Below are 26,377 nucleotides of genomic sequence, written 5' to 3'. Positions count from 1 at the left end.
TAAGACCCGCATGCCCGAGCATACATCACTGGAAGACTTTTACCTGCGCAATGCGGCTCCTTTACCGGAAGGCATTGCGCAGGATATTGGCCACTTCAATGTATTTGAGGCGGAAAAACTGTTTGACAAAACCACCGGCCGCCGCACCATGCCTTACAGCCGGCGGGCTTATTACAAAATAGCCTGGCTGCGCGGGAAAAGCCGCGCGGAATATGCAGACAAAGTAGTGGATATTGATCAAAACGCATTGCTCTTTGCCACACCCAGGATCCCCTACCACTGGATACCTGCGGATGCTAACCAAACGGGCATGTTCTGCATTTTCACGCCTGAATTCCTCCTTCCGCGCAAATCAGGAGTGCTCCTGGAAGAGCTGCCGATCTACCAGCCCGGCCAGCTTCCCATTTTCCAACTGGACGAAACCGCCCGTGCGGAGGTGGAATACATCTTCCGCAAAATGCAGCGGGAGTTGGCATCCGATTATAAATTCAAGTACGACCTGCTCCGCAATCTCCTGCTGGAGCTTATTCATTACGGGCAAAAACTACAGCCGCTTTCCGCGCTCACTACCTCGCAAAATGCCTCCCAGCGCATCTCTTCCCTGTTTGTGGAGTTATTGGAAAGACAGTTCCCGCTGGAGTCGCCGCAGCAAAGACTGGGATTGCGTACACCCAAAGAATATGCAGACCGCCTGGCCGTGCATGTAAATCATCTCAACAAAGTATTGAAGGAAGTTACCGGCAGGACCACCTCGGAGCTCATCAGCCGCCGCGTAATAGAAGAAGCTAAAGTGTTGCTGAAACAAACCAACTGGAGCATTGCGGATATTGCATATTCGCTGGGTTTTGATGAGGTGGCACATTTCTCGAATTACTTCAAAAAGCAAACTGCACAGGCCCCGCTTAATTTCCGGGGATGAATTACCCCGCTCCAAGAACAATTTCCCGCCTGTGCTGCTGCCCCTTAAAAAGACAGGCCCTGCGTATTCCATCACTTCCCACAAGCATATTTTACGAACGCATACCCCGAGCATTTTTATTCTTTATCTCTGATACGCACCGCCAGCGGGTACCAGACCGTATGGGGCAGCCATTGCTCCGCCCGGCGCCAGTCATAGTCCTTACCGGTTGCGCATAAGAGCAGTTTTGTGCACATTTGCGTGCTGCATTGAGATCCGTTTGCAGCCTGCCGTCTTCCTGGACAAACTACTTCGCGAAGGGCATATTTGCAAGACCATTCGTCATTTTAGTAAGCGTTCCTTACACGCGTTGCGGGGGATGGCGTATCTTGCCCGCATGCTAGAACTGCCCATCACTCTCCGCGTGCCCCGCGCCGATGAAATGCCTGACCGCCCTGATATCGATGAACTGCTGGAACGCAGGCGGGAAGCCAATATCCAGCCCGGCTATACCCTGCAGCCCAATCATACACCCCAGCTGCCTTACACCTTCACTGCCGCCATCAATGTGAACAACGCCCAGCTCTGGGACCTGTTCCTGGCCCTGGCCGCGCTTTTCCCGGCAAAAGCCAGCGCCGTGTATAACGAGGCCAGTGAAGAAAGCCTCACCACTAACCTGCACCCTACGGATTATATCCTGAAACACTACGCCCGCTACAAAACAGAACTGGTGCAGGACTGCACCCTGGAATTTGGCCTGCTGTCCAATACCCGCGAAGCCCTCACAGAGCTGAATGTGAGCGCCTGCAAGTATGTGAAGTTCTGGGGCAATGACCTGCCGGCCTTTACCGCCGTGATGAAAACATTTGGCCTGCAGCTGTGCCGTCACCTGGACTTTGCAGACGAGTTTCCAAAGATCATTGTACCGCTGCGCCGGTTAGTACCGGGCACAACACCGCCTGTGCAGGTGGTAGAACATTTTGACCGTGCGTTTAATGTGGAACGTGGGGACTTTTATTAGCGGGGGTGGTTAACCATTTTCGCTTAGCTGAGCACTTTTTCAGTGAGCGCCATCAATTTGCGCGCATACACTTCCCGGGTGAGCGACCAGCGCCACAACGGGTCTTTTTCATCCGCCGCAGGCTTACTGCCGACAAAGGTGAGGCCGCAGTTCTGCAATACCTTCACGGCCGCATTATACTCGTCCAGCGTGTGGGCAATTACTTCCGTTACCTGCGGATGGGCAAATGCATAATCAATGAGGGCCTGCAGCAACTCTGTGCCATAGCCCTGCTCCCGGTAATCTTCATGGATCTCATAGCCTACCTCCACCACGCCATTGGCATCGGGGAGCGACTTAAAGCCACCGGTGCCCATGAGGGTGCGGTCTTCTTTATGAATGACCAGGTAAAAAAACCAGCCGTTAAGCTCGGGATGGTTGCGCAGTTTGTCGTAAGCTACCAGCACCAATTCCGGGTATTGGGTCCAGTGCTCGGGAATATTGATCTTCAGCAGGTCTGCCAGTTGATGGGAACCCTGCAATAAAGCCTCAAAATATTCCAGCTTACAGAATATCAGTTTCAGTCTTGAGGTTTGCATCGTTCATTAAACGGTGATTCGTTAGTTACAGGATTTTTTCGATCAGCTTAGATTGTGTAAATAGTAAAACTGTTAAACAAAATATGGTACCAAAAAAGTACAATATTAATCTGAAAAATCATAGTACCCCACAATAAAAAATGGAAGTGTTCTCATGTACACTTCCATTCTTTTATCGTAACAAACGTTTGTTTAGTGCGCTTGCAACCAGTTCTCCCCTTCACCTACCTCTGCATCTATGGGAACAGCCAGGGGCATGGCGTTGCGCATACCTTCCAGGATGAGCGGCTTTACCTTATCCAGTTCAGAGCGGTGTACGTCAAACACTAACTCGTCATGCACCTGCAGGATCATACGGGAACGGATTCCTTCCTTTCTAAAGCGGTCGTGAATGGAGATCATGGCCAGCTTGATCATATCTGCAGCTGTGCCCTGTATGGGCATGTTGATGGCGTTGCGCTCGGCATACCCTCTTACCACGGCATTGCCGGAGTTGATGTCTTTCAGCCAGCGCTTGCGGCCCAGCAGTGTTTCCACATAGCCTTTCCGCTGTGCGTAGCTGATCTGGTCTTCCATGTACTGCTTAATAGCCGGGTATTGTGCAAAATAGTTGTCAATAAGGGTCTTTGCTTCACTGCGGGCAATGCCCAGGTTCTCAGACAGGCCAAAGGCGCTTACCCCGTAAATGATCCCGAAGTTCACACTCTTGGCATTGCGGCGCATGTCGGATGTCACGGCATCCATCTCCACCCCATACACTTTGGCGGCGGTGGTGGCATGGATATCCAGCCCCTGCTGGAAGGCGGAGATCATCTGTGCATCTTCACTGATGGCAGCAATGATGCGCAGCTCTATTTGCGAGTAATCCGCTGAAACCAGCACGTGGTCCGGGTCGCGGGGCACAAAGGCCTTGCGGATCTCGCGGCCGCGGTCTGTACGGATGGGAATATTCTGGAGGTTGGGATTGTTGGAGCTCAAACGGCCGGTAACCGCTACCGCCTGGTTATAGGAAGTATGCACGCGGCCGGTGCGCGGGTTCACCATTAACGGTAACGCATCTACGTAGGTAGATTTCAGCTTGGTCAGCTCCCGGAACACCAGGATATCTTCCACGATCTGGTGTTTGTTGGATAGCTTGGCCAGCACATCTTCCCCGGTGGCATACTGGCCGGTACGGGTTTTCTTGGCTTTGGGGTCCAGCTGCAGTTTTTCAAACAAAACCTCTCCCAGTTGCTTGGGCGATGCCAGGTTAAAGCGCACGCCCGCCTGCGCATATACGCTTTCTTCCGCGCGGGCCGCTTCTTTTTCCAGCTCCCTGGAATATTCCTGCAATACGTTAATGTCCACTTTTACGCCTTCGTACTCCATATCCGTGAGCACTTTTACCAGCGGGGTTTCTATGTCGTAAAACACTTTTTCCACCTTGCGCTGGGTCAGCAGGGGGGCAAATTTTTCCTTCAGCTGCAGGGTAATGTCCGCATCTTCCGCGGCGTAGTCCTTGATCTTGTCCAGGGCCACATCACGCATGTTGCCCTGGCCTTTGCCTTTCTTACCGATCAGTTCTTCAATATGCACCGGCTCATACCCCAGGTACTGGGCGCTCAGCTGGTCCATACCGCGGCGGCCTTCCGGCTCTATGAGGTAGTGGGCCAGCATCGTATCAAACAATTTACCTTTCACGGAAAAGCCATACCATTTCAGCACGATCAGGTCGTACTTGATGTTCTGGCCAATGAAGGTCACATCCTCCCGTTCAAACAGGGGCACAAATGTTTTGATCACGTTGATCGCCCCTTCCCGGTCCGGCGGTGTGGGCACGTACCAGCCTTCCCCGCTTTTCACGGAAAAGCTCATGCCTACAATGTCTGCCGCGTTGGCATCCGTTCCGGTGGTCTCCGTATCAAAGCTGATCTCGGGGTGCTGCATCAGTATGTCCAGCAAGGCATGCAATTCGGCCTGCGTTTGTGCCAGCTGGTAGTTGTGAGGGGTATTATTGATATTTCTTTCTGCCCGGTATACATCCACCACCGGTTCTTCCACCACCGGCAGGGGCGCTTCCGCAGGTGTGTTTTCCACTACCTGGCCAAAGAGGTCTGTCTGCTGTACGCGGCCTTTCACGGGCGTTTCAGCAGTTTCGCCGAAGATGCGTTTACCCAGGGTTTTAAATTCCAGCTCATTAAAAACAACGGAGAGTTTTTCTTTATCCGGGCCTTTCAGTGAAAAATCTTCTTCGTGGAAGGTCACCGGCACATCGGTGATGATGGTGGCCAGTTGTTTGGATAGGAGCGCGTTTTCACGGCCGGCCTTGATCTTCTCACCCATTTTGCCACCTATCTTATCCGCATTATCCAGCACGTTTTCCAGGCTGTGATATTCCGCCAGCAGCTTCATGGCGGTCTTTTCACCCACACCGGCTATCCCGGGAATGTTATCCACGGCATCGCCCATGAGGCCCAGGATGTCGATTACCTGGTGTACGTCTTTGATCTGCCATTTGGCACATACTTCTTCAGGGCCCAAGATCTCCTCCTTGCCGCCCTGGTAGGGTGGTTTCCAGATCTTCACGTTGGCGCGTACCAGCTGGCCATAGTCCTTATCCGGCGTTACCATAAACACTTCGTAACCCGCGTCGCCCGCCTGCCAGGCCAGTGTACCGATCACGTCGTCTGCTTCATAGCCATCCACTTCCACCACGGGAATATTAAAGCCTTCAATGATGCGTTTTATATCCGGCAGGGCGGCCAGCAGGTCCTCCGGCGCTTCTTCACGGTTTGCTTTATAATCGGCAAAAGAGCTGTGGCGCTCTGTGGGCGCCAGGGTATCAAAAGCCACCGCCATGTGGGTGGGATTTTCTTTGTTGATGAGGTCCAGCAGGGTAGTAGTGAAACCAAATTGCGCATTGGTATTGCGCCCCTTGCTGGTGAGCCGCGGATTGCGGATCAGCGCATAATAGGCCCGGTATATGAGGGCCATGGCATCCAGTAAAAACAGTTTCTTTTGCATGCGGTAAACCTACAGGTTTTTAGGGTATTACGCAAAATCAAGTTGTGCAGGCGCACAGGATAGCTGCCATCCTGCCAATGCTTATCTTTGCGCGAAATTATCGTGCTCATGAATAAATGTTATCATCTCTCCAGTTGCAGCACCTGTAAGAAAATTCTGGATGAAGCGGGACTGGCGGCCAAAGGCTTTACCCTGCAAAATATCAAGGAAGAGAAGATCACACCACAGCAGCTGGAAGAAATGTACAAACTGGCCGGAAGCTATGAAGCGCTCTTCAGCCGCAGGTCTATGAAATACCGTCCCATGGGCCTTCACGAAAAACAACTCACGGAAGAAGACTATAAAAATCTCATCCTGGAAGAATATTCCTTCCTGAAGCGCCCTGTGACCATCGTAGGAAAAAAGATCTTTATCGGCAATACGAAAGAAGCCGTAACAGGATTGGTGAATGCGACCAAATAGCCGGCCGCTGCAGGCTGCATCTTACCCACATCATTAAAAAGGCTTCCTGCTACGGAAGCCTTTTCATGCTATGGGTAAGGATGTATCGCTTATTTACCGCCAAGCCGCTTTGCCTGGCTGTCCTTCACCTCCCGGGCAAACCCGCGCACAATTTCCTTGTACATTTCCATGTCTTGCTTGCCAAGTGATTTGAAGGGAAAGGTCTTTGCAGCTTCCAGTACAGTGGGCAGGTTGAATGCATCCTGGCTCACATTGTAGAAGAAGCCTTTTTCCATCAGCCATTCACCCAGGTATACCTGTTCTGACTGGCCGGGCGTAGGCACCAGGATAGCTTTCTTATCCAGTTTGGCCAGGTCCATCAGGGTGGTGTAGCCGGAGCGGCTCAGTACCATGGCAGATGCGGCCATGGCTTCATTGAGCTGGGCAGCATTCAGGTGGTTTACCTGCTGTACTTCGGGCGTTACCTGGTTCATTTCCGGCGTGCCGGGCTTACCGCTCACAATGAGGGCTTTGATGTGCAGGGGCTTGATCTGCTCCAGCACCATCTTTTCCAGGTTGGTGCGCTGGGGCTCCGGACCGGAGATCAGTACCAGCAGGTCATATTTTTGCGCTACTTCCGGCCTCGGCTCAAAGCGGCTCAGGCAACCCAGGAACTGCACGTTGGGCGGCAGTGGGTGGGGATGCGCCAGTTCACCGGCCAGGTTGTTCTCGCCCGCGTAGTCGGGCACCCAGCAGTGTGTATACCGGCGGATGTAGCTATAGTTCATCGCTTTCAGCCAGCGCTCCAGCGGACCACCAAAGGGTGTCTTGATCAGCAGCTGGTGGGAGATGATCACGGTGGGCAGGTCTTTGTGATACAGGCCAAAACGGTTGTCAGAGATCACCGCGTCTATCTGGTGGGTTTTCACCAGTTTACGCAGCCAGCGCTGTTCATTGCGGATGGCACCAATGATCTTGGGAATCTGGCTGATGATCTTGAGGCCAAAGAATTTACCTTTTTGCGCATATTCAATGCGGTAGCCTCTCAATGGAAGGATCGTAATTTGTGGGAACTCCTGGGACAGCAAAGCGGCGTGTTTGCCTTCAGCAGCAATAAGTACCTCGCAGCCAGCGTTTAATAGTTCATGTATGATCGGTATGTCGCGGGTGGCATGGCCCAGACCCCAGTCCAGCGGGACTACCAGGATCTTAACAGGCGGGAAGGTTGTGGCCAAAAAGTGTTAATTTTGTGCGAATTTAGTTTTAATTGACTAATTTCCGGTTAAGAAATTGTAAATTCCACGTACGCGAATTGTACCGCAGCGCACTTGCTAAAAATTGACACTTTAATAGTACGATTAAATTTAAGAAGAATCTTAAACTGCAGTATGAAACTTAAATGGATCCTGATCCTTTGTTTGTGTGGAAGTTTATTTTGCGAATCTTGTAGCGTCCTGAAAAAGAACGATTGCGGTTGTCCCACGATGAACAAAAAACACATGCATTAATTTGCCGACTATCCTATCCTTAGAAAACAACCTGTGGAACTGAATTATTCTTTAAGGACAAACAAATTTTATTTCATGAAACCGGTAGAAAGAGACTTATTGATCTTACTACACGAAGACCGTTATAATGAGCAACAGATCCAATCTGCTGTAAAACAGATCAGCGATATGTTGAGCATTATTGAGACGATGGATTATGTGGTGAGTGTAACGGAAGTGGTGGATTGTAACAAGACCCGTGTAAGCAACAAGCGCAGCGTATTGCTGAAAGCGTTTGCCCGCAAAACGCCAAAGCCTTTTGAATTTATTGTGCACAAGAACTAAGCGCAAATCTGTTATTTTTCCACGTTTTCCACGTCACACTGCAGCCCCACCTATGTAATTCGTGTTTTAAAATTCTTGTTGTAGGTTTGCCGGCAAACAACCGGTATTTCTGATGGCAGATCTGACACATTTACAAGATTTTATTGAGCCCGTATCCAAAGCCTGGTTAAATGACGACCAGGAGTATGACCCTGCGCAAATGGGCGGGGCGATCGATACCTACGAGTCGGAAGCGTACTTTCCCGACCTGGACACGGCCGATATTGTTTTGCTGGGTGTGGGCGAAGAACGCGGCAGCTTCCCGCCGCGCAACAGTATGGATGGGCCTAACGCCATCCGCCGCGAATTTTACAACCTCTATTACTGGCACAACGATGTGCGCGTAGCAGACATCGGCAACCTCCTTCCCGGCCAGGGCCTGGGCGATGCTTATGCCGCACTGTCGGCCGTACTAACCCCGCTGATAGATGCCGGCAAAACCGTGGTGATCCTCGGCGGCTCCCACGACCTTACGTATGCACAATACCAGGCATACGCTTCCAAACATTACATCATTGAAGCTACCGTGGCCGATGCCCTCATCGACCTCCAGGAAGGATCGCCCCGCCGCGATCTCAGTTTCCTCATGGATATGCTCACCGAGCAGCCCAATTACATCAAACACTTCAACCACCTGGCTTTCCAGAGTTACTACGTGCACCCCCGCATGCTGGAAACGCTGGATAAACTGCGTTTCGATTGCTACCGCCTGGGCCGTGTGCGCGAAAACCTGGACGAAATAGAGCCGGTGCTACGCAATACGGATCTTTTCAGCCTGGACCTCAACGTACTCCGCGCCAGCGATGCCCCCGCCACTGCCATTTCTCCCAACGGGCTTACCGGTGAAGAAGCCTGCGTACTGGCCCGCCACGCCGGCATGAGCGACCGCCTCAGCTCCTTTGGCATCTATGGCTACAAAACCGGTGCAGATAAAGGCAGCATGACTGCCAAACAGGTTTCGCAAATGCTGTGGTACTTCATAGACGGCCGCTCCGTGAAAAACCGCGAAGCAGCTCTCACAGAGCGCGAATCCTTCTGGGAATTCCACATTGCCGGTGCAGACATTGAAACCGTATTCCTGAAAAGTAAAAAAACACAACGCTGGTGGATGCAATTGCCCAGCAACGATTTTGTGCCCTGCTCCCACCACGATTACCTGCTGGCCAGCAACAACGAAATCCCCGAACGCTGGCTGCGCCACCAGGAAAGGCTCTGATCACTTTTACACGGTATAAAAACGAAAAAGGCCTGCCACATGTGGCAGGCCTTTTTCGGTGGCAGATTTGCCTGTCTGCAAAAGAGAACTTGTTGCTAGTGGGCATCCAGCCGTGCCAGTTGCAGCACACGATTACGCAGGTAGGCTGCTTTATTATCGGTAGAGATCACCCGGTCATCCAGGCCACTGAGCGTGGTCTTATGCTGCTTGTCCACCCGGGCGTCCAGCAGTTCAAAATAGGCGGTTTTGCGCTCTTCCCAGTCCAGCTGCTCCAGTTGCAGGCTTTGGCGCCCATTGCTATCCAGCTGGTTACACAACCGGGAATAACTGCGGCGCAGAAGGCTGTCCATGCTCCGGTAATATTGCTGGGCACAGTTATACTGGCCGCTGTGAAGGGAAAGACATTCCTGGTAGCGCTTGTCCAGGGAGTCCAGGATAACCCGGGACTGGGCCACGGTGGCGCCTCCCAGGAGGGTAAGCAATAGGAGTAAAGTTAATTTCATAGGTTACGGGTTCCTTAACAATAATAGGTCCTGCCGGTGTTGCTTGTACCTGCAAATATATTACATTAACATAATATGACACTTGGGAAAATGCGCCACCTTCCTAAATCGGCCGCGCCCCGGGTGCTTAGCCCCGGCATCGCTTCAACATAAAAACGCTCCCCAATAACAATTGCCTCAAAATAAAACAGGCCTGCCCTTTTCAACCATCGTCAAAAAAAGGCAGGCCTGTTTTTTTCGTAGGGGCGATAGCGTTAGCATGCTTTCGTATACCCCATACCGTTATATCACCACCAGTTCATAAAAATCAGCCGGGTTGTAGTATTGTCTGGCCAGTTGCTGCAATTCTTCTACGGAGATATTTTTGATCGTGCGGATGTTGTTGTAGAAGTAATTTTCGTCCAGGTCGTTCAGGATGAGATTCTTCCAGCGCTGGATGATGTGGAAGGCGCCGTCCAGGTCGCCCAGGATGGAGCCGATCATGTAGTTGCGCACCAGCAGGATCTCTTCTTCATCTATCAGCTCCTGCTGCATGCGCTCCATTTCCTTATACACTTCCACAATAGCTGCTTCGCACACATCGCGGCCCGCTTCCGTGGTAATGTTGATGGCGCCGGCCTGGCGGAAATTGTACACCTGGGAATGAATACCATACGTGTAGCCTTTGTCTTCCCGGATATTGCTCATCAGGCGGGAGCCAAAGTAGCCGCCAAACACGGTATTCAGCACCAGCATCTTCGGGAAGTCGGGATGGTAGCGGTTTGGGAAGGGACGCGCTATGCGGATGGCACCCTGCACCCCGTTCTCATCATTGAAAATGCGGTACTTCTTTTCCGTGGCCGGCAGGATGGGCAGCTCCGGTTTTATGAGCTGGGAAGTACCATTCCACTGGGTTTTGCCAAAGGCCTCATTCAATAGGGCAATGGCATTTCCCGGCACATTACCGGCCATGAAAATGCGGCAATTATTATACGTGTAATGGCGCTGGTAAAAGGCCCGCAGGGTTTCCGCCTGCAGGGCGTCATAGCCCTCCATGCTGCTCACACGGCCATAGGGGTGGAACTCGCCAAACAGGTAGCGGTCTATGTGGCGGTTGGCCACAAAATCACTCTTCTGCAGGTTCACCACCAGGCGCTGTTTCATGTTCTGTTTGTAAATGGCCAGTTCCTCTTCCGGGAAGCTGGGCTCCAGGATCACTTCCTGCAGGGTGGGCATCAGCGCCGGCAGGTGCTTGCTGAGGCAGTGCAGGGTGTAGGTGGCGTTTTCATGCGCACTGGTACGGTTCAGGTATGCGCCATAATAATCAATGGCTTCACTGATCTCCAGGGCGCTATGTTGGGCCGTGCCGTTCTTCATCAGGAAGTTTGTGGCGGCGGCGACCAGGGTTTCATTTTCATAAAAGCTGCCAGCCGGAAATACCATTTCCAGCTGCAGGGTATCCTGTTCGGCGGCATTCACCACGTACACAGGAATACCGTTGTCCAGCGTAAATTTTTCGTACGGCTTCAGCAGTATGTCAAATTCCACTGCATCCTTTATCGCGGGGGCATTTTGTCTGTTCATGGATCGTTACTGGTTGTCTGCGTAATAGTAAAGTGTATTGGAATTTTTCGGGTCCAGCACGGCCAGGGTTTCTGCATGCACCTCGGCGGCGGTCACCTGCTCGTAGTTGGCAAACTCAGTGTTCATCATAGCGGCATCGCCCATCAGCTCATAGAACGCCAGGTTATTGGCCCGGCTCAGGAGGCTGATGTCTTCAAACGCCAGCATGCTTTCCACGCGGTTCTTCACTTTCTGCAGTTCCCGGTCGGAGATCGCTTCGGCCTGCAGCTTACGGATCTCTTCTTCAATGGCGGCATCGGCGTCTTCCATTTTCACGCCTTTGACCAGCTTGCCTTCAATGGTGAGCAGGCCGGCATCCAGGCTGCCAAAGTGGTAGCACTCAATGTTGCTGAACAGTTTCTTTTCCTTTACCAGCACCTGGTGCAGGCGGCTGGAGCTGCCTCCCCCCAGGATATCAGATACCAGGTCTGCCGCGTAATAACGGCGGTCAGACCGGGGGTACATGTGATAGCATTTGTAGAGCGCGTCCAGGGGCACTTTGGATTTTACTTCCAGTTTGCGGGCCGCGGTCTGCGGAGGTTCCTGGGGCAGGTTCCGCACGTATTTTTCACCGGCGGGAATGTCGCCAAACCACTTCCGGGCCAGTTCTTTCACCTGCGCCACCGTTACTTTGCCGCCTACCACCAGGATAGCGTTTGCTGGGGTATAGTGTTTAAAGAAGAATGCCTTTACATCGGCCAGCTTTGCATCTTCAATATGAGCCAGTTCCTTGCCAATGGTCATCCAGCGGTAAGGGTGGGTGGTGTAGGCCAGTTCCCGCATCTTGGCCCAGGCATCGCCGTAAGGCTTGTTGATATAGTGCTCCTTAAACTCTTCCGTTACCACTTTGCGCTGTACTTCCAGGCTTTTTTCGCTGAAGGCCAGCGACAGCATACGGTCACTTTCCAGCCAGAAAGCCGTTTCAATGTTCTCTGCCGGCAGTTGTATGTAGTAGTTGGTAAGGTCGTTCGTGGTGTAGGCGTTGTTTTCGCCACCGGCCATCTGCAGGGGCTCATCGTACTCCGGGATGTTCACGGAGCCTCCAAACATCAGGTGCTCAAAAAGGTGTGCAAACCCCGTCTGGGCGGGATTTTCATCGCGGGCGCCCACATCGTACAGCACGTTCACCACGGCCATGGGCGTGGTATGGTCTTCATGCACAATCACCCGCAGGCCATTCTCCAGGGTAAATTTATCGTAATGAATCATAATCGTTTGTTACGGGTTGAGATGGGTGCAAAATAAGCATAAAATATCAGGGCCACCGGCGTTATCCGGGGCGGCATGCACAAAACAAGGACAGTGCCATTCACGAAAAGATGTCCTTCTGGCATGGATCCGCTCAGAGAATGCTCTTAACAGGCAGTTTTTTGATCATCAGGTTTCCATTCCGGCTGATCACCATTTCAGCCTTGGTGCCCGGGTATTTGAGCTGGTCGCGGTACACCTGCAGGTTATTGGTGAAGATCTTGTTCACCGCCAGCACAATATCGCCCTGCAGGAAACCGGCCTTCTCCGCCGGGGAGTGGGGGATCACTTCCACCACGGTAGCCCTTTCGTTGATCAGGTAAATGATAAGGCCCGTGTAGGAGTAGTCAAACATCTCGTTAAAATGGCTGTTGGGCTCCAGGTAGATCTCCTTTTTGCCGTAATTCAGGGTGAGGTTAAACCGGCGCAGCAGGTCATTGCCTATCAGCCCACCCAGGGATGGATATTGGGTAATGTTGGATACGTCGTCAAAAAGATAAGTGGGCACGTTGCGGAACACGAAGCTGCCCAGGCGGAATTCCTGCATGGTGGTAAGGTCCATTTCCAGCTTGCCGTTCAGCCCCTCGGCCTCCGTGCGCGTGCGTTTAAAACGCCGGCGCAGGTGCAGGCTGCTGTCTGTCAGGTACTGGTTGGAAAGCAGCAGGCACATACCGGCGCCGGTATCAAAATAATAATGCCCGTTTGCCGAGCCCTTTCCATTGCGCAAGGGGGCGTTCACCACGGGGATCATATTCATATTCGGGTGCAGCAGGGTGCCGCCGCGGGGGTAGCGGAAATCGCCTTTCGGGTACAGGCGGATCTCTTCCTTGTCATAATCCACCTGCACCACGAACCGGTTGATGAGGCTATAACCGATAATGCCATCTACGCGCACCCCATACACCTGGGAAATGGCCTCGTAATCATTCACATGAAAGTTGAGGCTATCCAGCTGGAAATCGGGGAAGCGCAGGGTGCGGTTATATACAAATTGCGCCTGCCGGGAGCCGCCCAGGCCCCGGATCACGGTGGACGATGGAACGGAGGTGATCCCCATCCGCTTACAGGCAGCGCTATCGAGGGATATACCCGCACTACCCGTATCAAAAATAAATTGAAGGGTATCCGGTAGGGGATCAAGAACTGCTTTTACGACTACCACGCCGCCGAAGAATTGCCTGAAGGGGAAACGTGCCAGGGGTTTCTCTTCTGTGTGCTGCCCATAGGCGCAATGCGTGGCGACCAGGATAGCCAGCAGCAGGTGTACGTGGAAGATTTTGCTTTGCATACTGTTATCGCGGACGTGCTACAACTAAATGTACGGAAATAAACCATGCAACACACTTGTAAACGCATATTCCGTGGAATGCCCTACAGACGGCCGTTTCCGCCCTACCAATGCCGTCTGTGACCGGCTTCGCCACCGCTTTTTTTGCCCCCGGGATAAACCTACATGGCAAGTTGGGGTTTCCGCAGCCTGCCGGTCTACCCACCCGCTCCTTGGCTAATAAGTTTGCAGCATTTCATTTTCAATTCCACTACCTTTGTACGGTTAGCAAGGAACAATATCATGCAACTGGAAGCTTTATATCAGCGCGCGCTGAATTTTGAATTTTTATCGCCGGAAGAAGGGGTATACTTATTTGAAAACGCCCCGCTGGCAGAACTGATGCACGTGGCAAATGAACTGCGTAAAATACAGGTGCCCCACGGGAAAGTGACCTGGCAGATAGACCGCAATGTGAACACCACCAACGTGTGTGTGGCCAACTGCAAGTTCTGCAACTTCTACCGTATACCCGGCCACGCCGAAGCCTACATTACCAGCATTGACGAATACAAGCGCAAAATCGAAGAAACCATTAAATATGGCGGAGACCAGCTGCTGCTCCAGGGTGGCCACCACCCGGAACTGGGCCTCAAATTCTATGTAGACCTGTTCCGTGAGCTGAAACAGCTTTTCCCCGACATCCGCCTGCACACCCTGGGCCCTCCCGAAGTGGCACACATCACCAAGCTGGAAAAAAGTACCCACCTGGAAGTGCTCACCGCCCTGCAGGAAGCAGGTATGGACAGCCTGCCCGGCGCCGGCGCCGAGATCCTCAACGACCGCGTACGCCGCCTGATCTCCAAAGGCAAATGCGGCGCCCAGGAATGGCTGGACGTAATGCGTGCCGCACACAAGCTCAATATTGCCTCTTCCGCCACCATGATGTTTGGCCACGTGGAAACCGTGCTGGAACGCTTTGAGCACCTGGCAGACATCCGCCAGGTACAAAGTGAAAAGCCGGAAGGCCACTATGGCTTCACCGCCTTCATCCCCTGGACCTTCCAGGACGTGGACACCCTGCTGGCCCGCATCCGCGGCGTGCATAACATGACCACGGCCGAGGAATACATCCGCATGATAGCGCTCAGCCGCATTATGCTGCCCAATATCAAGAACATCCAGGCGTCCTGGCTCACCGTGGGCAAACAGGTGGCCAAGCTTTGCCTGCATGCAGGCGCCAATGACTTTGGGTCTATCATGATCGAGGAGAACGTGGTAAGCGCCGCCGGTGCCCCCCACCGCTTCACTTACCGTACCATCCAGGAGGCCATCCGCGATGCAGGTTTTGAGCCCCAGCTCCGCACGCAACTGTATAAGTTCCGCGAGCTGCCGGCACACATCCAGGAGCAGATCATTAACTACTAAAAGGAGCACTGGCCGCAAGGCCCTGAATAGAAAAGGGAAACATGGAATGCATTAAAGCTTCCCGTTTCCCTTTTTCCACTTATAACCGGTTTTCTTTTTGTCAGCACGGTTTTCCTTTCTATCCGGCCGGTCGGCTGCGGCGCAAATACAGCCCCTGGCCTGTACAAATGTCATTTGTCATGTCAGAATTTCCCTGGAACTGCCATGGAAAATTTAACGTTTAAATGGGTCGCCGGATGGTATTTTCCTTTTGCCAGGTGCATTATTTTGGCTAATTTACAAGTCCCGGGAGATGAGCACCCCGGCCACCTTTTCGGTGGAAAAGAGCCACTGACCGAGGAATATTTAATTTTTCAACCGTTAAGCAATTTTGAAGCGCAGCAAGCGTTGTAAGATTGAAGTACAGAACCTATACGAACACGCGCAAACACAAGCAGGCACAGGCTTTCATAAGATCTAACCAATTCACGGTACTTCTTAGAACTTCATTAACATCAAACCTAAAGTATTGTTAATAGCGGTTGTGCCGCATATAATCGGAGTGCTATTTGCCGTATTAGCGTTGTAATTGAAACTGATAATTGTGATGGAAAGAAAACGAGGCGAGAGAGATCAATTCAGGTTAACATCCTGCCCCCACCTTCTTCCCATTTCCCGATAAACGAAATTAAAGAGAGTAATAAGTACAGTCATAACCTACAGCGGGTGGGCGTCTGCCCGCCTGCTTCTTTTTAAGACCTCGGGTTACTCTTTTGAAAGATATTAAACTAAGTAAGTAATAAGTACAGTCATAAACCGCGGGTGGGCGTCTGCCCACCTGCCTTTTTATAAGGAAATAAGTACGGTCAAAACCAAAGAGCAGTTCGCCAAAGACGGTGCGAATTTATACTTCTCTTAACAATTATTGTTCCTTTTTGGTTGGGATGGCCTGTAAATCAGGACCAACGGCTGGGAAAAGTCGCCGGGCACGGGCATTCCACCGCTAAATTTTAATTTTCCGGATGGTGTCCGCAGTACACCTGTTATTCCCTATTTTTGCTCCGCATCCAAAAAATCCGCCCGGCTAATATGCTAGAAATCAAGGTCAACGATCAACTGAGTTTGCGACAACTGGAGCCCGCAGACGCCCCGTTGGTATACGGCCAGATCGATTATTCCCGCAAAACCCTCCGTAAATTCCTCCCCTGGGTCGATTACAATCTTAAAGAAGATCATTCCCTTCGCTTTATAGAATTAATGCAACGCAAAGCGGAAGAACAGGACGCCATTGCCTTTGGTATGTTCAAAGATGCCGCACTCTGTGGCGTAATGGACCTGCATAACTGGGACCATTCCCTGCAGAAGGCTGAGATAGGCTACTGGCTGGGCGAGGCTTACCGGGGCCAGGGCATTGCCCTTGCCTGCTGCCACCGCCTCATGCAGTTTGGATTTGAAGAATTGCACCTCAATAAAATAGAGATCCGTTTTGCCCTGCAAAATGAAAGGAGCAGCCGCATCCCCATCCGGCTGGGCTTTGCCCGCGAAGGCATCCTGCGCCACAGCGCCAAGCTGCATGGGCAGCTGGTGGATATGGTGGTGATGGGAATGTTGAAACAGGATTTTAAGCCAATGCCGGACAAATAGGTTTGCTTGCTATTGGCCAGCCGCTCTTACCTTGCTCCGCTTTTTCCCATACCCAAAATAGATCACCAGCCCTATCGCCATCCAGATGATCAGCCGCAGCCAGGTATCGCCGGGCAGGGAGATCATCATGGCCAGGCACACCAGGATGCCCATGATGGGCACAAAGGGTACCCAGGGCGTTTTAAACGCACGGGGCGCATCCGGCATCTTGCGGCGCATGATCCATACCCCCGCACACACGATCACAAAGGCCAGCAGGGTTCCTATGCTGGTCATTTCGCCCACCACGTGCAGGGGCACAATGGCGGCAAAGCCACCCACGAAAACACACAGCAGGATGTTGGACTTCCAGGGCGTGCGGAATTTAGGATGGATCTCCGCAAAGATCCCGGGCAGCAGGCCGTCATTGGCCATAGCATAAAACACGCGGCTCTGGGCCAGCAGGTCCACCAGGATCACGGAGGTGTAGCCCACAATGATAGCCAGGATCACGGCCTGGGCCAGCCAGGTGTAAGGCGTATGCTTCAGCGCCACTGCCACCGGCGCCGCACTGTCTTTAAATTCCTGGTAAGGCGCCAGGCCGGTAAGTACATGGGAAAACAACAGGAACAGCACCGTGCACAAGGCCAGGGATCCCAGGATGCCGATGGGCATATTCCGCTGGGGGTTGCGCGCTTCCTGGGCGGCAGTGCTCACCATATCAAAACCCAGGTACACAAAGAAGATCACGCCGGCGCCGCGCAAGATGCCCGACCAGCCGTACGCGCCAAAAACACCCGTGTTTGCCGGGATGTAAGGATGATAGTTTGCCGGGTTAATGTATTGCCAGCCCAGTGCGATGAAAACCAGGACCACGCCCACTTTCAGTGATACCACGATGGCGTTCCAGATGGCGGAGCCGCGGGTGCCCCGCATCAGCAGCAGTGACATGGCCACCACTACCAGCAGTGCCGGTAAATTGAACCAGGCGTGCACCTGGCTTCCGTCTGCCAGCGTTACCAGCTCAAACGGGGAGCGCACCAGTTGCGGGGGCAGGTAAAGATGATACCCCGCCAGGAACTCCGTGAGGTAGTTAGACCAGCTGATAGCCACCGTAGCCCCGCCCACAGAAAATTCCAGCACCAGGTCCCAGCCTATGATCCAGGCCAGCACCTCGCCCATGGTAGCATACGCATAGGTATAGGCACTTCCGGCCACCGGGATCATGGAGGAAAATTCCGCGTAGCAAAGTCCGGCAAAGCAGCATCCCACCGCGGATACGATGAAAGATAAGGTCACCGCGGGCCCGGCGTTATTGGCTGCGGCCAGCCCGGTAAGCGAAAACAGACCAGCCCCAATGATCACCCCCAGGCCCAGCGTCACCAGCTGGAAAGCGCTGAGACTGCGTTTCAGGCTGTGGGCATTGTCCGCCACAGATTCCTGCATCAGCCAGGAAAGCGGTTTCTTGAAAGATGATTGCATATTACTCTATATAAGTAGTAGACTATTTGGGCGCAAAGGTAGGGGGAATTGTACAATGTACTGTGAACAAGGTCCTCTTTATCTGTAGGATACCGGCGGATAAAAAAACGCTGGTTGCCAAACAACCAGCGTTTCCCATTAACTTAAGCCCAATAAGGCAGGCCTGGGCATCTGTACAATTTTTACACGTCACAGATCTTCACACATCTTTTCAGCGCAGCCAGTTTATCTTTTTCCGTGGGGATAAATTCCTGGGCCACGTAGCCTTTGTAGCCGGTGGCCACGATGGCGCGCATCACTGCCGGGTAGAAGGTTTCCTGGGTATCGTCAATTTCATGACGGCCGGGCACCCCGCCGGTGTGGTAATGGGCAATGTACTGGTGGTTGTCCGTGATGGTGCGGATCACGTCTCCTTCCATGATCTGCATATGGTAAATATCGTAGAGCAGTTTAAAGCGCTCGGAGCCTATCTTCTTGGCCAGTTCCACGCCCCAGGCGGTATGATCGCACTGGTAATCGTGGTGGTCTATCTTGCTGTTCAGCAACTCCATCACGATGGTCACTTTTTTCTTTTCTGCGTAAGACATGATGCGTTTCAGGCCCGTGGCGCAGTTGTCCATGCCCTGTTCATCATTCAGGCCTTTACGGGCGCCGGAAAAACAGATCAGGTTCTTAAACCCGGCATTGGCTGTTTCATCGATCATATGCTGGTAGTATTCCACCAGCGGATCGTGATGTTCCGGGCGGTTCCAGCCCCGGTAAATGTCCCAATCCTTATTGATGCTGGCCACAATGCCACAATCCAGCCCATATTTGTGGGCGGTGGCAAACTGGGGAGGGTCCAGCAGGTCTATGGCTTCCAGGCCCATGGCCTTAAACGCCTTGCACATGTCATCCAGTGGGATGGAACTGTAACACCAGGCGCAGGCCGAGTGGTGGATGTTTCCTTTCAGCATATCGGTTGTTTCTGTACATGATACGGATGCGGCCAGGGAAGGCAGCGAAGTAACTGCCAATGCTACGGTGGCAGCCTGTTTGAGCATTTGTCTCCGGGAATGATTTTCTGGCATAACGTGCTATTAAGTAAAGGTGAATTTAATAGAAATTATTTATGATTCATCTATTTCATTGATAACCGGGTGGCAGCCGGCAAAAGCCCTGGACATTTAATTAACTGAAAATGAACGCCCCGGCCCGGGAACGGGCTTTCCGGCGGGATGGCGTAACAAAGCGGCATCACTGCACGTTTAAATTTTGGTAAGCTATTTGTTTTAATCCCAAAAAAGTGAGGTAGGTATGGGAAAGAAAATTACTCCGAATTTAACCGTTTGCATCATTATGGACCTGATCGGGTGCGCCAGTTATGCGTTTCCGGCGGTAGGTGAAGTTACCGATGTAGTGTGGGCTCCCTTATCGGCACTGGTGTTTTATTTCATGTTTGGGCGCAATGCTTTTGCCGCATTTGGCAGCGTCTTTAATTTCATGGAGGAATTGTTTCCCGGTACGGACATCATCCCGTGTTATACCCTGGCCTGGGCCGTGCAGCGGATGGTGAATACGCGCAGGGCGGTTTCAACCCGCAAACTGGCTACCGTGGCTCAATAAACGAATCTTCTTTACTCATCATATACCTTTCTTCCCGCAAGGAGAATTGCATTGTTTATTTTCAAAAGCTGCACGCTGATACCAGCGTGCAGCTTTTTTTTACATCATACCGCCGCCCCTGCGGAAGCCGCCCCCACCGGGGAAACCCATGCCACGGCCACCGGGGCCACGGGGGCCTTGTGACTGCTGCTGCTGTCCAAACTTATTGAGGAAGTAGGTAAAGCTGATCATGAAGTAGCGCTGCAGTACCATGTTGTTCACATCCTGGATGTAGTTTTCATTCACCGTACGGCTGATGCTCACATTCTGGCGCAACAGGTCAAAGCCCTGCAGCTTTATCAGTCCCTGCTTCTTCTTAAATACACTTTTGGAAACGAACCCGTTCAGCATCGTGATATGCTGGTTATACCCGGCAGAGCGCCCGGTGGTCACCGTGTAATCCACGTCACTGCCAATGATGAAGCCCAGCGGAAGGTTTACGTTAAAATCAAAAGTGAACTCGTAGTCAAAATAATTGGTGGCATTCTGCAGGGTGCTGGCGGTATTGTTCCAGTTAACGCTGCCGGAAGTGAAGAAGTCAAACAGCTCCTTGTAAGACCAGTCAAAACGTACATTCTCCTTCAGGTTCATGGTCTTGGTGGTGGAAAGCGCAGCTTCGTTGGGTATCGTTGCACCGTTTGCCACAACGTTGCCGGCAAAAGAGTGGTTTTGTCCGTAGCTGGCGTTCGTGCTCAGGTTCAGGTGGCTCTGTTCCAGGCCTTTTACCGGTATAATGTTGGTCATAAACCCGCTCAGGTTATAGTTACCATTCACATTCACCGGCTGGGAGATCTGCCGGCCCTGGCCATCGTTCACCGTTTTGCTCACGATCTGGTTCTGGTTGAAAGTAGCATTTACGTTAGAGAAAAAGCCGCTCATCGTTACCTGGTTGAACGAGTTGTAACGTGCCTGGATGGTATGGGTGAAGGTGGGCTTCAGGTCCGGGTTGCCTAGCTGGATATACTGCGGATTGCTGTTGTCCGGCACGGGTTGCAACTGGGAGAGCGTGGGCTGCGTGGTACTGCCACGGTAGGTGAACTGGAAGCGTTTACCCTTTGCAAAGTTGTAGTTGAACAAGGCTACCGGGAAGAAATTCACCGTCCGCAGGTGCACGGTGCTGTCTTTGGTCACGTTCCGGCTCTGCTGGTCATTTTCCTGCACGCTGATACCGATGGTATAGCCATATTTCAGCTTCTGGGTGCGGATATTCAGGCTTCCCATCTGCGTGGTGGTGGTGTTGTCAAAAGCGTTACTCAGGCTGTCGTTATGAAGATCATAATTGCCGGAAGCAGGATTATAATCAAAGGTATTGCGGCTCGATACGTTATGGCTGGTGTTATAATTATACGCCAGCTCCAGGTAACGGTTCTTGAAAATGGGCTCCGTATAATTCAGCCTTACGCCTTCATTGTTATTTTCACTGTGCTGGATGTTGCGCTGCTGGATGGTATCGTAAGCATAATCCCCGCTTTTGAGGATATACTGGTTGTTGGAGAGATTGAGCGCCGTACGGTCATTGGTATTGTAGCCACCGGAAAAGTTGGCACTGAAGGTACGACCCTGCTTGGCAAAGCGGTGACGGAACAACAGGTTGCCGGAAATATTAGGCGAGGTGCCCTCATTGATATTGTTCACCGCCCCCCCGTTCAGCAGCCTGGTGTGGCTGGTATCGAAAGACTGGTAAGTGTTATCGTTTTCGTTGTGGGCCTTGTTGTAGGTGAAGGTAGGCGTAAAGATCACGGAGTTCATAGAGTCTGGCGCATATTCCAGGCGCATGTCCACCCGGTGGTTGGCATTCTCATTGAGACCCTTGTTCTTTGCATCGTAAAAGTAAGAACTGTCTTTCCCGTTCTCGTCCTTCAGGAAGTACTGGGTACTGCTGGTTTGAGCGGTATTGGTCTTGCTGTCGTTATAGAAATAGCTGGCGTTTAATTTCAATTTCGTGTTGAAGTCCTGGTTAAAGTTCAGGCCCCCGTTCCAGTTGCGGGTAATGCCCGAGCCACCGGAGCCGATGGAAAGGCCGCCCGCATTTACGGAGCCGGAACGCACACTGCCGCCAAACCCACCACGGCCGCCACTTCCGTTGCCATTAGTGAAGTTAAACACATCCTGGGGCGTATAGCCCAGGTTATTTACGTTATTACCACCGCCCAGGAAAGACAACTGCTGGTTTTCCCGGAACCGGTTGGCCGTAACGTTGGCCATGAAGTGATCATCTGTACCATAGCCGGCCTGTGCGCGGCCAAAATATCCTTTGCGCTTTTCCGGTTTCAATACAATGTTGATCGCCTTTTCAATGTTACCATCGTCTATGCCGGTAAACTGCGCCTGGTCAGACTTACGGTCTATGATCTGCACTTTATCCACGATATCTGCCGGCAGGTTCTTGGTGGCCATCTTGGGGTCTGTACCAAAGAACGGCTTACCATCCACCAGCACGCGGGTTACCTGCTGGCCCTGGGCCGTAACAGTACCGTCCTTATCCACCTGCACGCCGGGCAGCTTTTTCACCAGATCTTCCACCATGGCGTTCTCACGGGTTTTGAAGGAGCCGGCGTTAAACTCAAGGGTATCCTGCTTTACTACCACCGGAGGCTTTTCCTGCACGATCTCCACTTCATTGAGCGCAAGGCCTTTGCGGGATATATTCACCGTGCCCAGGTCCTGCTGGGGTTTATCAGACGAGATAGTAATGGCGCGGTAAATGGGCTTGTAACCAAGAAAGGTCACAAATATGCGAAAGCTGCCATTGCCCATGCCACTCATCGTAAAATTACCATTGTTGTCAGTGATGGCCGTTTGCACCACAGACGAGTCGGAACTCTTCAAAAGGGCCACAGCGGCGGCAGGCATTGGCTCTTTGGAGTCTTTATCCACCAGTTTTCCCTTGACCTGGGTTTGACCAAAGGACACGGCGGCACAAAGCACGCAACTAATAATCAGCGCGATTTTTTTCATGTTGGAGGAAGCGAATTTTGGTTGGTAGGAAACATAAGCCTGGCCGAAAGATACAGCGGGAAAAGGGTTGCTTGTAACCGGCTATCCTGCGCTTTGGCCGTTCCGCGAATTCTGTGTGGTAGGGGAGGGAAAACTGCGCCAGCAGCGGGACAGCTGGCGCAGGTAATAAGTCTTTGGCTATTGCTGTTGTTGTTGACGCTGTTCTCTGATCTTCTGCATGGCCTCGCGGCGTTTTTCACGCATTTCATCCTGGCTGATCTTCGTTGCGCCGGCTGGCAGGGCCACCGTGGCATCTTCTACGGGTTTCAGGGCCACTTTGCTGGCCACGAAGGAACGTTTGTCGCTTTCTGCGCTCAGTACCACGCCGTTACCGGGTATCAGGCCATTTACAGGGGAGTAATTGAGGCCCGGCAGATCGCGGGTGTACCACACCGTGAAGTTTTCATCGCGCAGTTTGATCACGGCTTTTTTACAATTATAGCCTGCAATTTTCTTAGTCTTCTCAGACGATGTGTCCACACTGGTGGGGGTTACAAAGTCTTCTTCTGTGTAGTAGCTCTTCTTGTCGCCATCATTTTCAGTTACCACCTGCAAGGTTTTTTTGTGGGTCATATCCACGTAGGTAGTGTTACTGAAGGGAGGCTGGAAATTACCGCCACGGCCACGGAAGTTGGGCCGGTCCACGTCTACCTTGCCCATGCCCGAGGTAAAAGTAAAGTGCTGGGTAAAATTCACTACCTGCGGGGGAGCGCCCGGCTCTCCGCCACCCTGCTGGCCAAAACCATTACTGCCACCGGGACCAAACCGACGATCCATTTCCATGGTAACGTCATAGTCGATCACACCTGTGGACTGGGCCAGGGCTACCTGGCCAAAAGGCAGTGCCATTGCGGCACCAATCAGAATTTTTGCGAACTTATGCATGGGATGCTTTTTTGCTGGATCAAAGTTCTTCTTTCGGTAGAATTTATATCCGTTAATCATTATTATTTATTGTTAATTACTGTTAAGGCAATCCGGGGCCAAAGCGGGAATCCGGTAGTTTTGCAGGCACCACTTGATAAACATGCGGCAAAGGATAAGAAATATCATGTTACTGATGTGCAGTTGCATCCTGGGCATTTACCTGTTCCAGGGCTACTGGCTGTATAATTCCTACCGGATGCGCATGGACCAGTTCAACCACGAAGTGAACGACGCCCTGCGCAGTGCCGTGTTCAAAAAGCAGTTTGTAGATATCCGCAACAACGTCAGCAGCCTGCATGATTCCGTGACCGCAGATAAACACCTGCGCGTACGCCTGTCTACCTCCGACTTTAACCGCTACAAGGACCTGCGCCACTCCCTGGGCATGATCCGCAAGCCTATCCTGGACGACAACATGGACACCACCAGCATGCAGCTCTCCACGGACTCCCTGTCCCGTGTGTATGCCGATACCATGGCCCGCCAGATCGCTGAACTGCTCATCCTCAACCGCCTGTACAGCGACAGCATTAACCTGATCCGCCTGGACTCCATCCTGAGGACGGAGCTGCACAGCCGCGACATCTTTGCACCTTACCGCCTGGATACTTACCACATTTCCCTGAAAGGGTACGACCGGCTCAATCCTGCCTTCCGCGACAGCATCCGCCGCAGCGCTCCTGCCAAGACCTTCAAAACCCCGCTCACACCCCTGAGCAGCACCTTTGTACAGGCCAGCTTTGAAGAGACCTTTGGGTACGTGATGCACAAGATGCTCTGGGCTATCGTGAGCTCCCTGGTGCTGGTGATCCTTACCACAGCTGGTTTTGTGTACATGCTGCAAACTATCCTCAAACAAAAGAAGCTCTCTGAAGTAAAGAACGACTTTATCAACAATATGACGCATGAGCTGAAAACGCCCATTGCTACGGTATCTGCGGCGGTAGAGGCCATGCAGAACTTCAACGCGCTCAATGATACGCGCAAAACAGAGAACTACCTGAGCATTTCCAAACAGGAACTTTCCCGCCTTTCTGACCTCGTGGAAAAAGTACTGCAGATAGCGGCAGAAGAGAAAGAAGAAATTGAACTGTTCAAAGAGCCCACCGCCCTGGGTGAACTGATAGAAACCATGCTGAATAACTACGAGATGGTGTCCAGCAAGGAGGTGAAATTCACCTTTGATAACCAGGTAGGCGACCGCCGTGTGATGGTAGACCGCACCCACCTGGCCAATGCCGTGAGCAACCTGGTGGACAATGCCATCAAATACAGTGGGGACGCGGTGGACATCCGGCTGAATGCCCGCATAGACAAGGGCTTCCTGGAACTGAGGGTGACAGACAATGGCATTGGCATTCCCCGTAATTACCAGGAAAACGTATTCGATAAATTTTTCCGGGTACCTACCGGCAACCTCCATAAAGTAAAAGGCTTTGGCCTGGGCCTGAGTTATGTAAAGAAGGTAGTGGAAATGCATGGCGGCACCATCCTGCTGCAAAGCGAGATTGGCAAAGGCAGCGAATTTATTATCCGGATACCCGTTAACTAAAAATAACTATTATGTCAAAAGTATTACTGGTAGAAGACGAATGGCAACTGGGACAGATCGTGAAAGACAGCCTGGAAATGCGGGGCTTTGAAATGCTCTACGCAACAGATGGTCGCGAGGGCCTTACGCTCTACAAGGAACACAAGCCAGATGTAGTGGTGGTGGACATCATGATGCCCAATATGGACGGGTTTTCACTTACTCAGGAGATCCGCAGGGAAGATAAATTCACGCCTATCATTTTCCTCACGGCCAAGTCGCAAACCGCCGATGTGGTGAAAGGTTTTGAAGTAGGGGGCAATGATTATCTGAAGAAGCCTTTCAGCATGGATGAACTGATCGTGCGCATCAAGTCCCTGCTGCAACGCTATAACGAGACCATGCCCCCGCCGGATGCAGATGATGGCACGGTGATCATTGGCCAGTATGCCTTCAACTACACCAAGCAAACCCTCACCCGCAACAACGTTTCAGAGTTTTTGTCGCACCGCGAAGCAGAGATCCTGCGCCGCCTGTATGAAAATAAGAACGAGATCATGGAACGTAAAAAAGTACTGCTGGACCTCTGGGGAGATGATAATTTCTTCAATGCCCGCAGCATGGACGTGTTCATCACAAAACTGCGCCGCTACCTGAAAGAAGATCCGCGCGTACAGATCGTGAACATCCGCGGGGTAGGATATAAACTGATCTTTTAGAAGGGGCCCTTCATGCCACTGTTCTTTGGAAATTGAAATCGAAAGTTCTTTATTAATATCCTTCCTGCACCCGGGTAAGCTGGTAGGTGCCTAACCGCAGCTTCACCGGAATATGCACTTTTTGTTGCAGCTCCCATTCCCGCTTGCAAAAAAAGCCGAAGCACTGCTGGTAATAGCGGTCCGCCATCGGCTCGTTTACGATATAACCCGCCACCGGCGCGGGTTTCACCTCGCTCGTCTGTTTAAACGGAACCCATGCTTGTTGTTTTGGAGAAATGGAAACCTGGAATTCCCTGTCTAACGGTTTCCAGGTAAGGCCCTGCTGTGCTTTGGCCAGGTGGCCAAGGCAGAGACACAACATCAAAATAATACCGCACTGTTTCATTGTCCTTTCATTCG

The 26,377-nt window shown here is 52.1% G+C and carries 22 protein-coding genes; 10 read left to right on the top strand and 12 right to left on the bottom strand.

The window, feature by feature from the left end; genetic code table 11:
• The first annotated feature begins 10 nt into the window (after positions 1 to 10).
• Positions 11 to 919: a helix-turn-helix domain-containing protein gene (locus DCC81_RS02905; protein ID WP_108686443.1), complete on the top strand. Its 909-nt coding sequence runs from the start codon at positions 11 to 13 to the stop codon at positions 917 to 919.
• Between the two features lie 376 nt (positions 920 to 1,295).
• Positions 1,296 to 1,919, top strand: a complete 624-nt coding sequence (locus tag DCC81_RS02900) for a hypothetical protein (protein WP_133177513.1) — start codon at positions 1,296 to 1,298, stop codon at positions 1,917 to 1,919.
• 23 nt (positions 1,920 to 1,942) lie between these two features.
• Here the strand turns inward: DCC81_RS02900 and DCC81_RS02895 are convergent, their stop codons facing one another.
• Entirely contained in the window at positions 1,943 to 2,497 is a 555-nt protein-coding gene (locus tag DCC81_RS02895) for a GNAT family N-acetyltransferase (RefSeq protein WP_108685088.1), read from the bottom strand.
• A gap of 192 nt (positions 2,498 to 2,689) precedes the next feature.
• Positions 2,690 to 5,500 carry a DNA polymerase I gene (polA, locus tag DCC81_RS02890; protein WP_108685087.1) on the bottom strand — a complete coding sequence of 937 codons (2,811 nt, stop codon included), beginning with the start codon at positions 5,498 to 5,500 and terminating at the stop codon, positions 2,690 to 2,692.
• Positions 5,501 to 5,608: 108 nt separating this feature from the next.
• Between polA and DCC81_RS02885 the strand changes: the two genes are divergently transcribed.
• Positions 5,609 to 5,962: an arsenate reductase family protein gene (locus DCC81_RS02885; RefSeq protein ID WP_108685086.1), complete on the top strand. Its 354-nt coding sequence runs from the start codon at positions 5,609 to 5,611 to the stop codon at positions 5,960 to 5,962.
• A gap of 89 nt (positions 5,963 to 6,051) precedes the next feature.
• Here the strand turns inward: DCC81_RS02885 and DCC81_RS02880 are convergent, their stop codons facing one another.
• Positions 6,052 to 7,176 carry a glycosyltransferase gene (locus DCC81_RS02880; protein ID WP_108685085.1) on the bottom strand — a complete coding sequence of 375 codons (1,125 nt, stop codon included), beginning with the start codon at positions 7,174 to 7,176 and terminating at the stop codon, positions 6,052 to 6,054.
• Positions 7,177 to 7,524: 348 nt separating this feature from the next.
• Here DCC81_RS02880 and DCC81_RS02870 point away from each other — a divergent pair, with 348 nt between their 5' ends.
• Both DCC81_RS02870 and DCC81_RS02865 read left to right on the top strand, forming a co-directional pair.
• The gene (locus DCC81_RS02870; RefSeq protein WP_133177512.1) at positions 7,525 to 7,773 is read left to right on the top strand and encodes a hypothetical protein; all 249 of its coding nucleotides are present in this window, start codon (positions 7,525 to 7,527) and stop codon (positions 7,771 to 7,773) included.
• Between the two features lie 112 nt (positions 7,774 to 7,885).
• Positions 7,886 to 9,028, top strand: a complete 1,143-nt coding sequence (locus tag DCC81_RS02865) for a formimidoylglutamase (RefSeq protein WP_108685082.1) — start codon at positions 7,886 to 7,888, stop codon at positions 9,026 to 9,028.
• A 95-nt stretch (positions 9,029 to 9,123) separates the two neighbouring features.
• On the opposite strand, the gene DCC81_RS02860 is transcribed toward DCC81_RS02865, so the two are convergent.
• The 4 genes from DCC81_RS02860 to DCC81_RS02845 form a co-directional block, all read right to left on the bottom strand.
• Positions 9,124 to 9,531 carry a lysozyme inhibitor LprI family protein gene (locus DCC81_RS02860; protein WP_108685081.1) on the bottom strand — a complete coding sequence of 136 codons (408 nt, stop codon included), beginning with the start codon at positions 9,529 to 9,531 and terminating at the stop codon, positions 9,124 to 9,126.
• A 282-nt stretch (positions 9,532 to 9,813) separates the two neighbouring features.
• Positions 9,814 to 11,094: a M16 family metallopeptidase gene (locus DCC81_RS02855; RefSeq protein WP_108685080.1), complete on the bottom strand. Its 1,281-nt coding sequence runs from the start codon at positions 11,092 to 11,094 to the stop codon at positions 9,814 to 9,816.
• Positions 11,095 to 11,100: 6 nt separating this feature from the next.
• On the bottom strand, positions 11,101 to 12,342 hold the full coding sequence (locus DCC81_RS02850; RefSeq protein WP_108685079.1) for a M16 family metallopeptidase: 1,242 nt from the start codon (positions 12,340 to 12,342) through the stop codon (positions 11,101 to 11,103).
• A 133-nt stretch (positions 12,343 to 12,475) separates the two neighbouring features.
• Complete coding sequence (locus tag DCC81_RS02845; RefSeq protein WP_108685078.1) at positions 12,476 to 13,669, bottom strand: aspartyl protease family protein; 1,194 nt, start codon at positions 13,667 to 13,669, stop codon at positions 12,476 to 12,478.
• A gap of 282 nt (positions 13,670 to 13,951) precedes the next feature.
• Between DCC81_RS02845 and mqnC the strand changes: the two genes are divergently transcribed.
• Together mqnC and DCC81_RS02830 are read left to right on the top strand one after the other, a co-directional pair.
• The gene (gene mqnC / locus DCC81_RS02840) at positions 13,952 to 15,076 is read left to right on the top strand and encodes a cyclic dehypoxanthinyl futalosine synthase (protein ID WP_108685077.1); all 1,125 of its coding nucleotides are present in this window, start codon (positions 13,952 to 13,954) and stop codon (positions 15,074 to 15,076) included.
• Between the two features lie 1,068 nt (positions 15,077 to 16,144).
• Positions 16,145 to 16,699 (top strand): GNAT family N-acetyltransferase, encoded by a 555-nt coding sequence (locus tag DCC81_RS02830; protein ID WP_108685075.1) that lies wholly within the window; start codon positions 16,145 to 16,147, stop codon positions 16,697 to 16,699.
• A gap of 9 nt (positions 16,700 to 16,708) precedes the next feature.
• Here DCC81_RS02830 and DCC81_RS02825 read toward each other — a convergent pair whose 3' ends face one another.
• Complete coding sequence (locus tag DCC81_RS02825; protein ID WP_205686249.1) at positions 16,709 to 18,160, bottom strand: amino acid permease; 1,452 nt, start codon at positions 18,158 to 18,160, stop codon at positions 16,709 to 16,711.
• A 182-nt stretch (positions 18,161 to 18,342) separates the two neighbouring features.
• The gene (locus DCC81_RS02820; protein WP_240612875.1) at positions 18,343 to 19,203 is read right to left on the bottom strand and encodes a hydroxypyruvate isomerase family protein; all 861 of its coding nucleotides are present in this window, start codon (positions 19,201 to 19,203) and stop codon (positions 18,343 to 18,345) included.
• A gap of 253 nt (positions 19,204 to 19,456) precedes the next feature.
• On the opposite strand from DCC81_RS02820, the gene DCC81_RS02815 reads away from it, so the two are divergent.
• Positions 19,457 to 19,765, top strand: a complete 309-nt coding sequence (locus DCC81_RS02815; protein WP_205686248.1) for a hypothetical protein — start codon at positions 19,457 to 19,459, stop codon at positions 19,763 to 19,765.
• 99 nt (positions 19,766 to 19,864) lie between these two features.
• Here the strand turns inward: DCC81_RS02815 and DCC81_RS02810 are convergent, their stop codons facing one another.
• Together DCC81_RS02810 and DCC81_RS02805 are read right to left on the bottom strand one after the other, a co-directional pair.
• Positions 19,865 to 22,762: a TonB-dependent receptor family protein gene (locus DCC81_RS02810; protein WP_108685073.1), complete on the bottom strand. Its 2,898-nt coding sequence runs from the start codon at positions 22,760 to 22,762 to the stop codon at positions 19,865 to 19,867.
• Between the two features lie 177 nt (positions 22,763 to 22,939).
• Entirely contained in the window at positions 22,940 to 23,686 is a 747-nt protein-coding gene (locus DCC81_RS02805) for a GLPGLI family protein (RefSeq protein WP_165806412.1), read from the bottom strand.
• 166 nt (positions 23,687 to 23,852) lie between these two features.
• On the opposite strand from DCC81_RS02805, the gene DCC81_RS02800 reads away from it, so the two are divergent.
• Together DCC81_RS02800 and DCC81_RS02795 are read left to right on the top strand one after the other, a co-directional pair.
• Positions 23,853 to 25,280: a sensor histidine kinase gene (locus DCC81_RS02800; RefSeq protein WP_165806411.1), complete on the top strand. Its 1,428-nt coding sequence runs from the start codon at positions 23,853 to 23,855 to the stop codon at positions 25,278 to 25,280.
• Positions 25,281 to 25,291: 11 nt separating this feature from the next.
• Positions 25,292 to 25,978: a response regulator transcription factor gene (locus DCC81_RS02795; RefSeq protein WP_108685070.1), complete on the top strand. Its 687-nt coding sequence runs from the start codon at positions 25,292 to 25,294 to the stop codon at positions 25,976 to 25,978.
• Positions 25,979 to 26,030: 52 nt separating this feature from the next.
• On the opposite strand, the gene DCC81_RS02790 is transcribed toward DCC81_RS02795, so the two are convergent.
• Positions 26,031 to 26,363 (bottom strand): hypothetical protein, encoded by a 333-nt coding sequence (locus DCC81_RS02790; RefSeq protein WP_108685069.1) that lies wholly within the window; start codon positions 26,361 to 26,363, stop codon positions 26,031 to 26,033.
• Positions 26,364 to 26,377 lie beyond the last annotated feature (14 nt).

It is taken from the genome of Chitinophaga parva (assembly GCF_003071345.1).
Taxonomy (GTDB): Bacteria; Bacteroidota; Bacteroidia; order Chitinophagales; family Chitinophagaceae; genus Chitinophaga; species Chitinophaga parva.
Note: the sequence above shows the minus strand (reverse complement) of the source record. Positions and strands in the feature narration are given on the sequence as shown.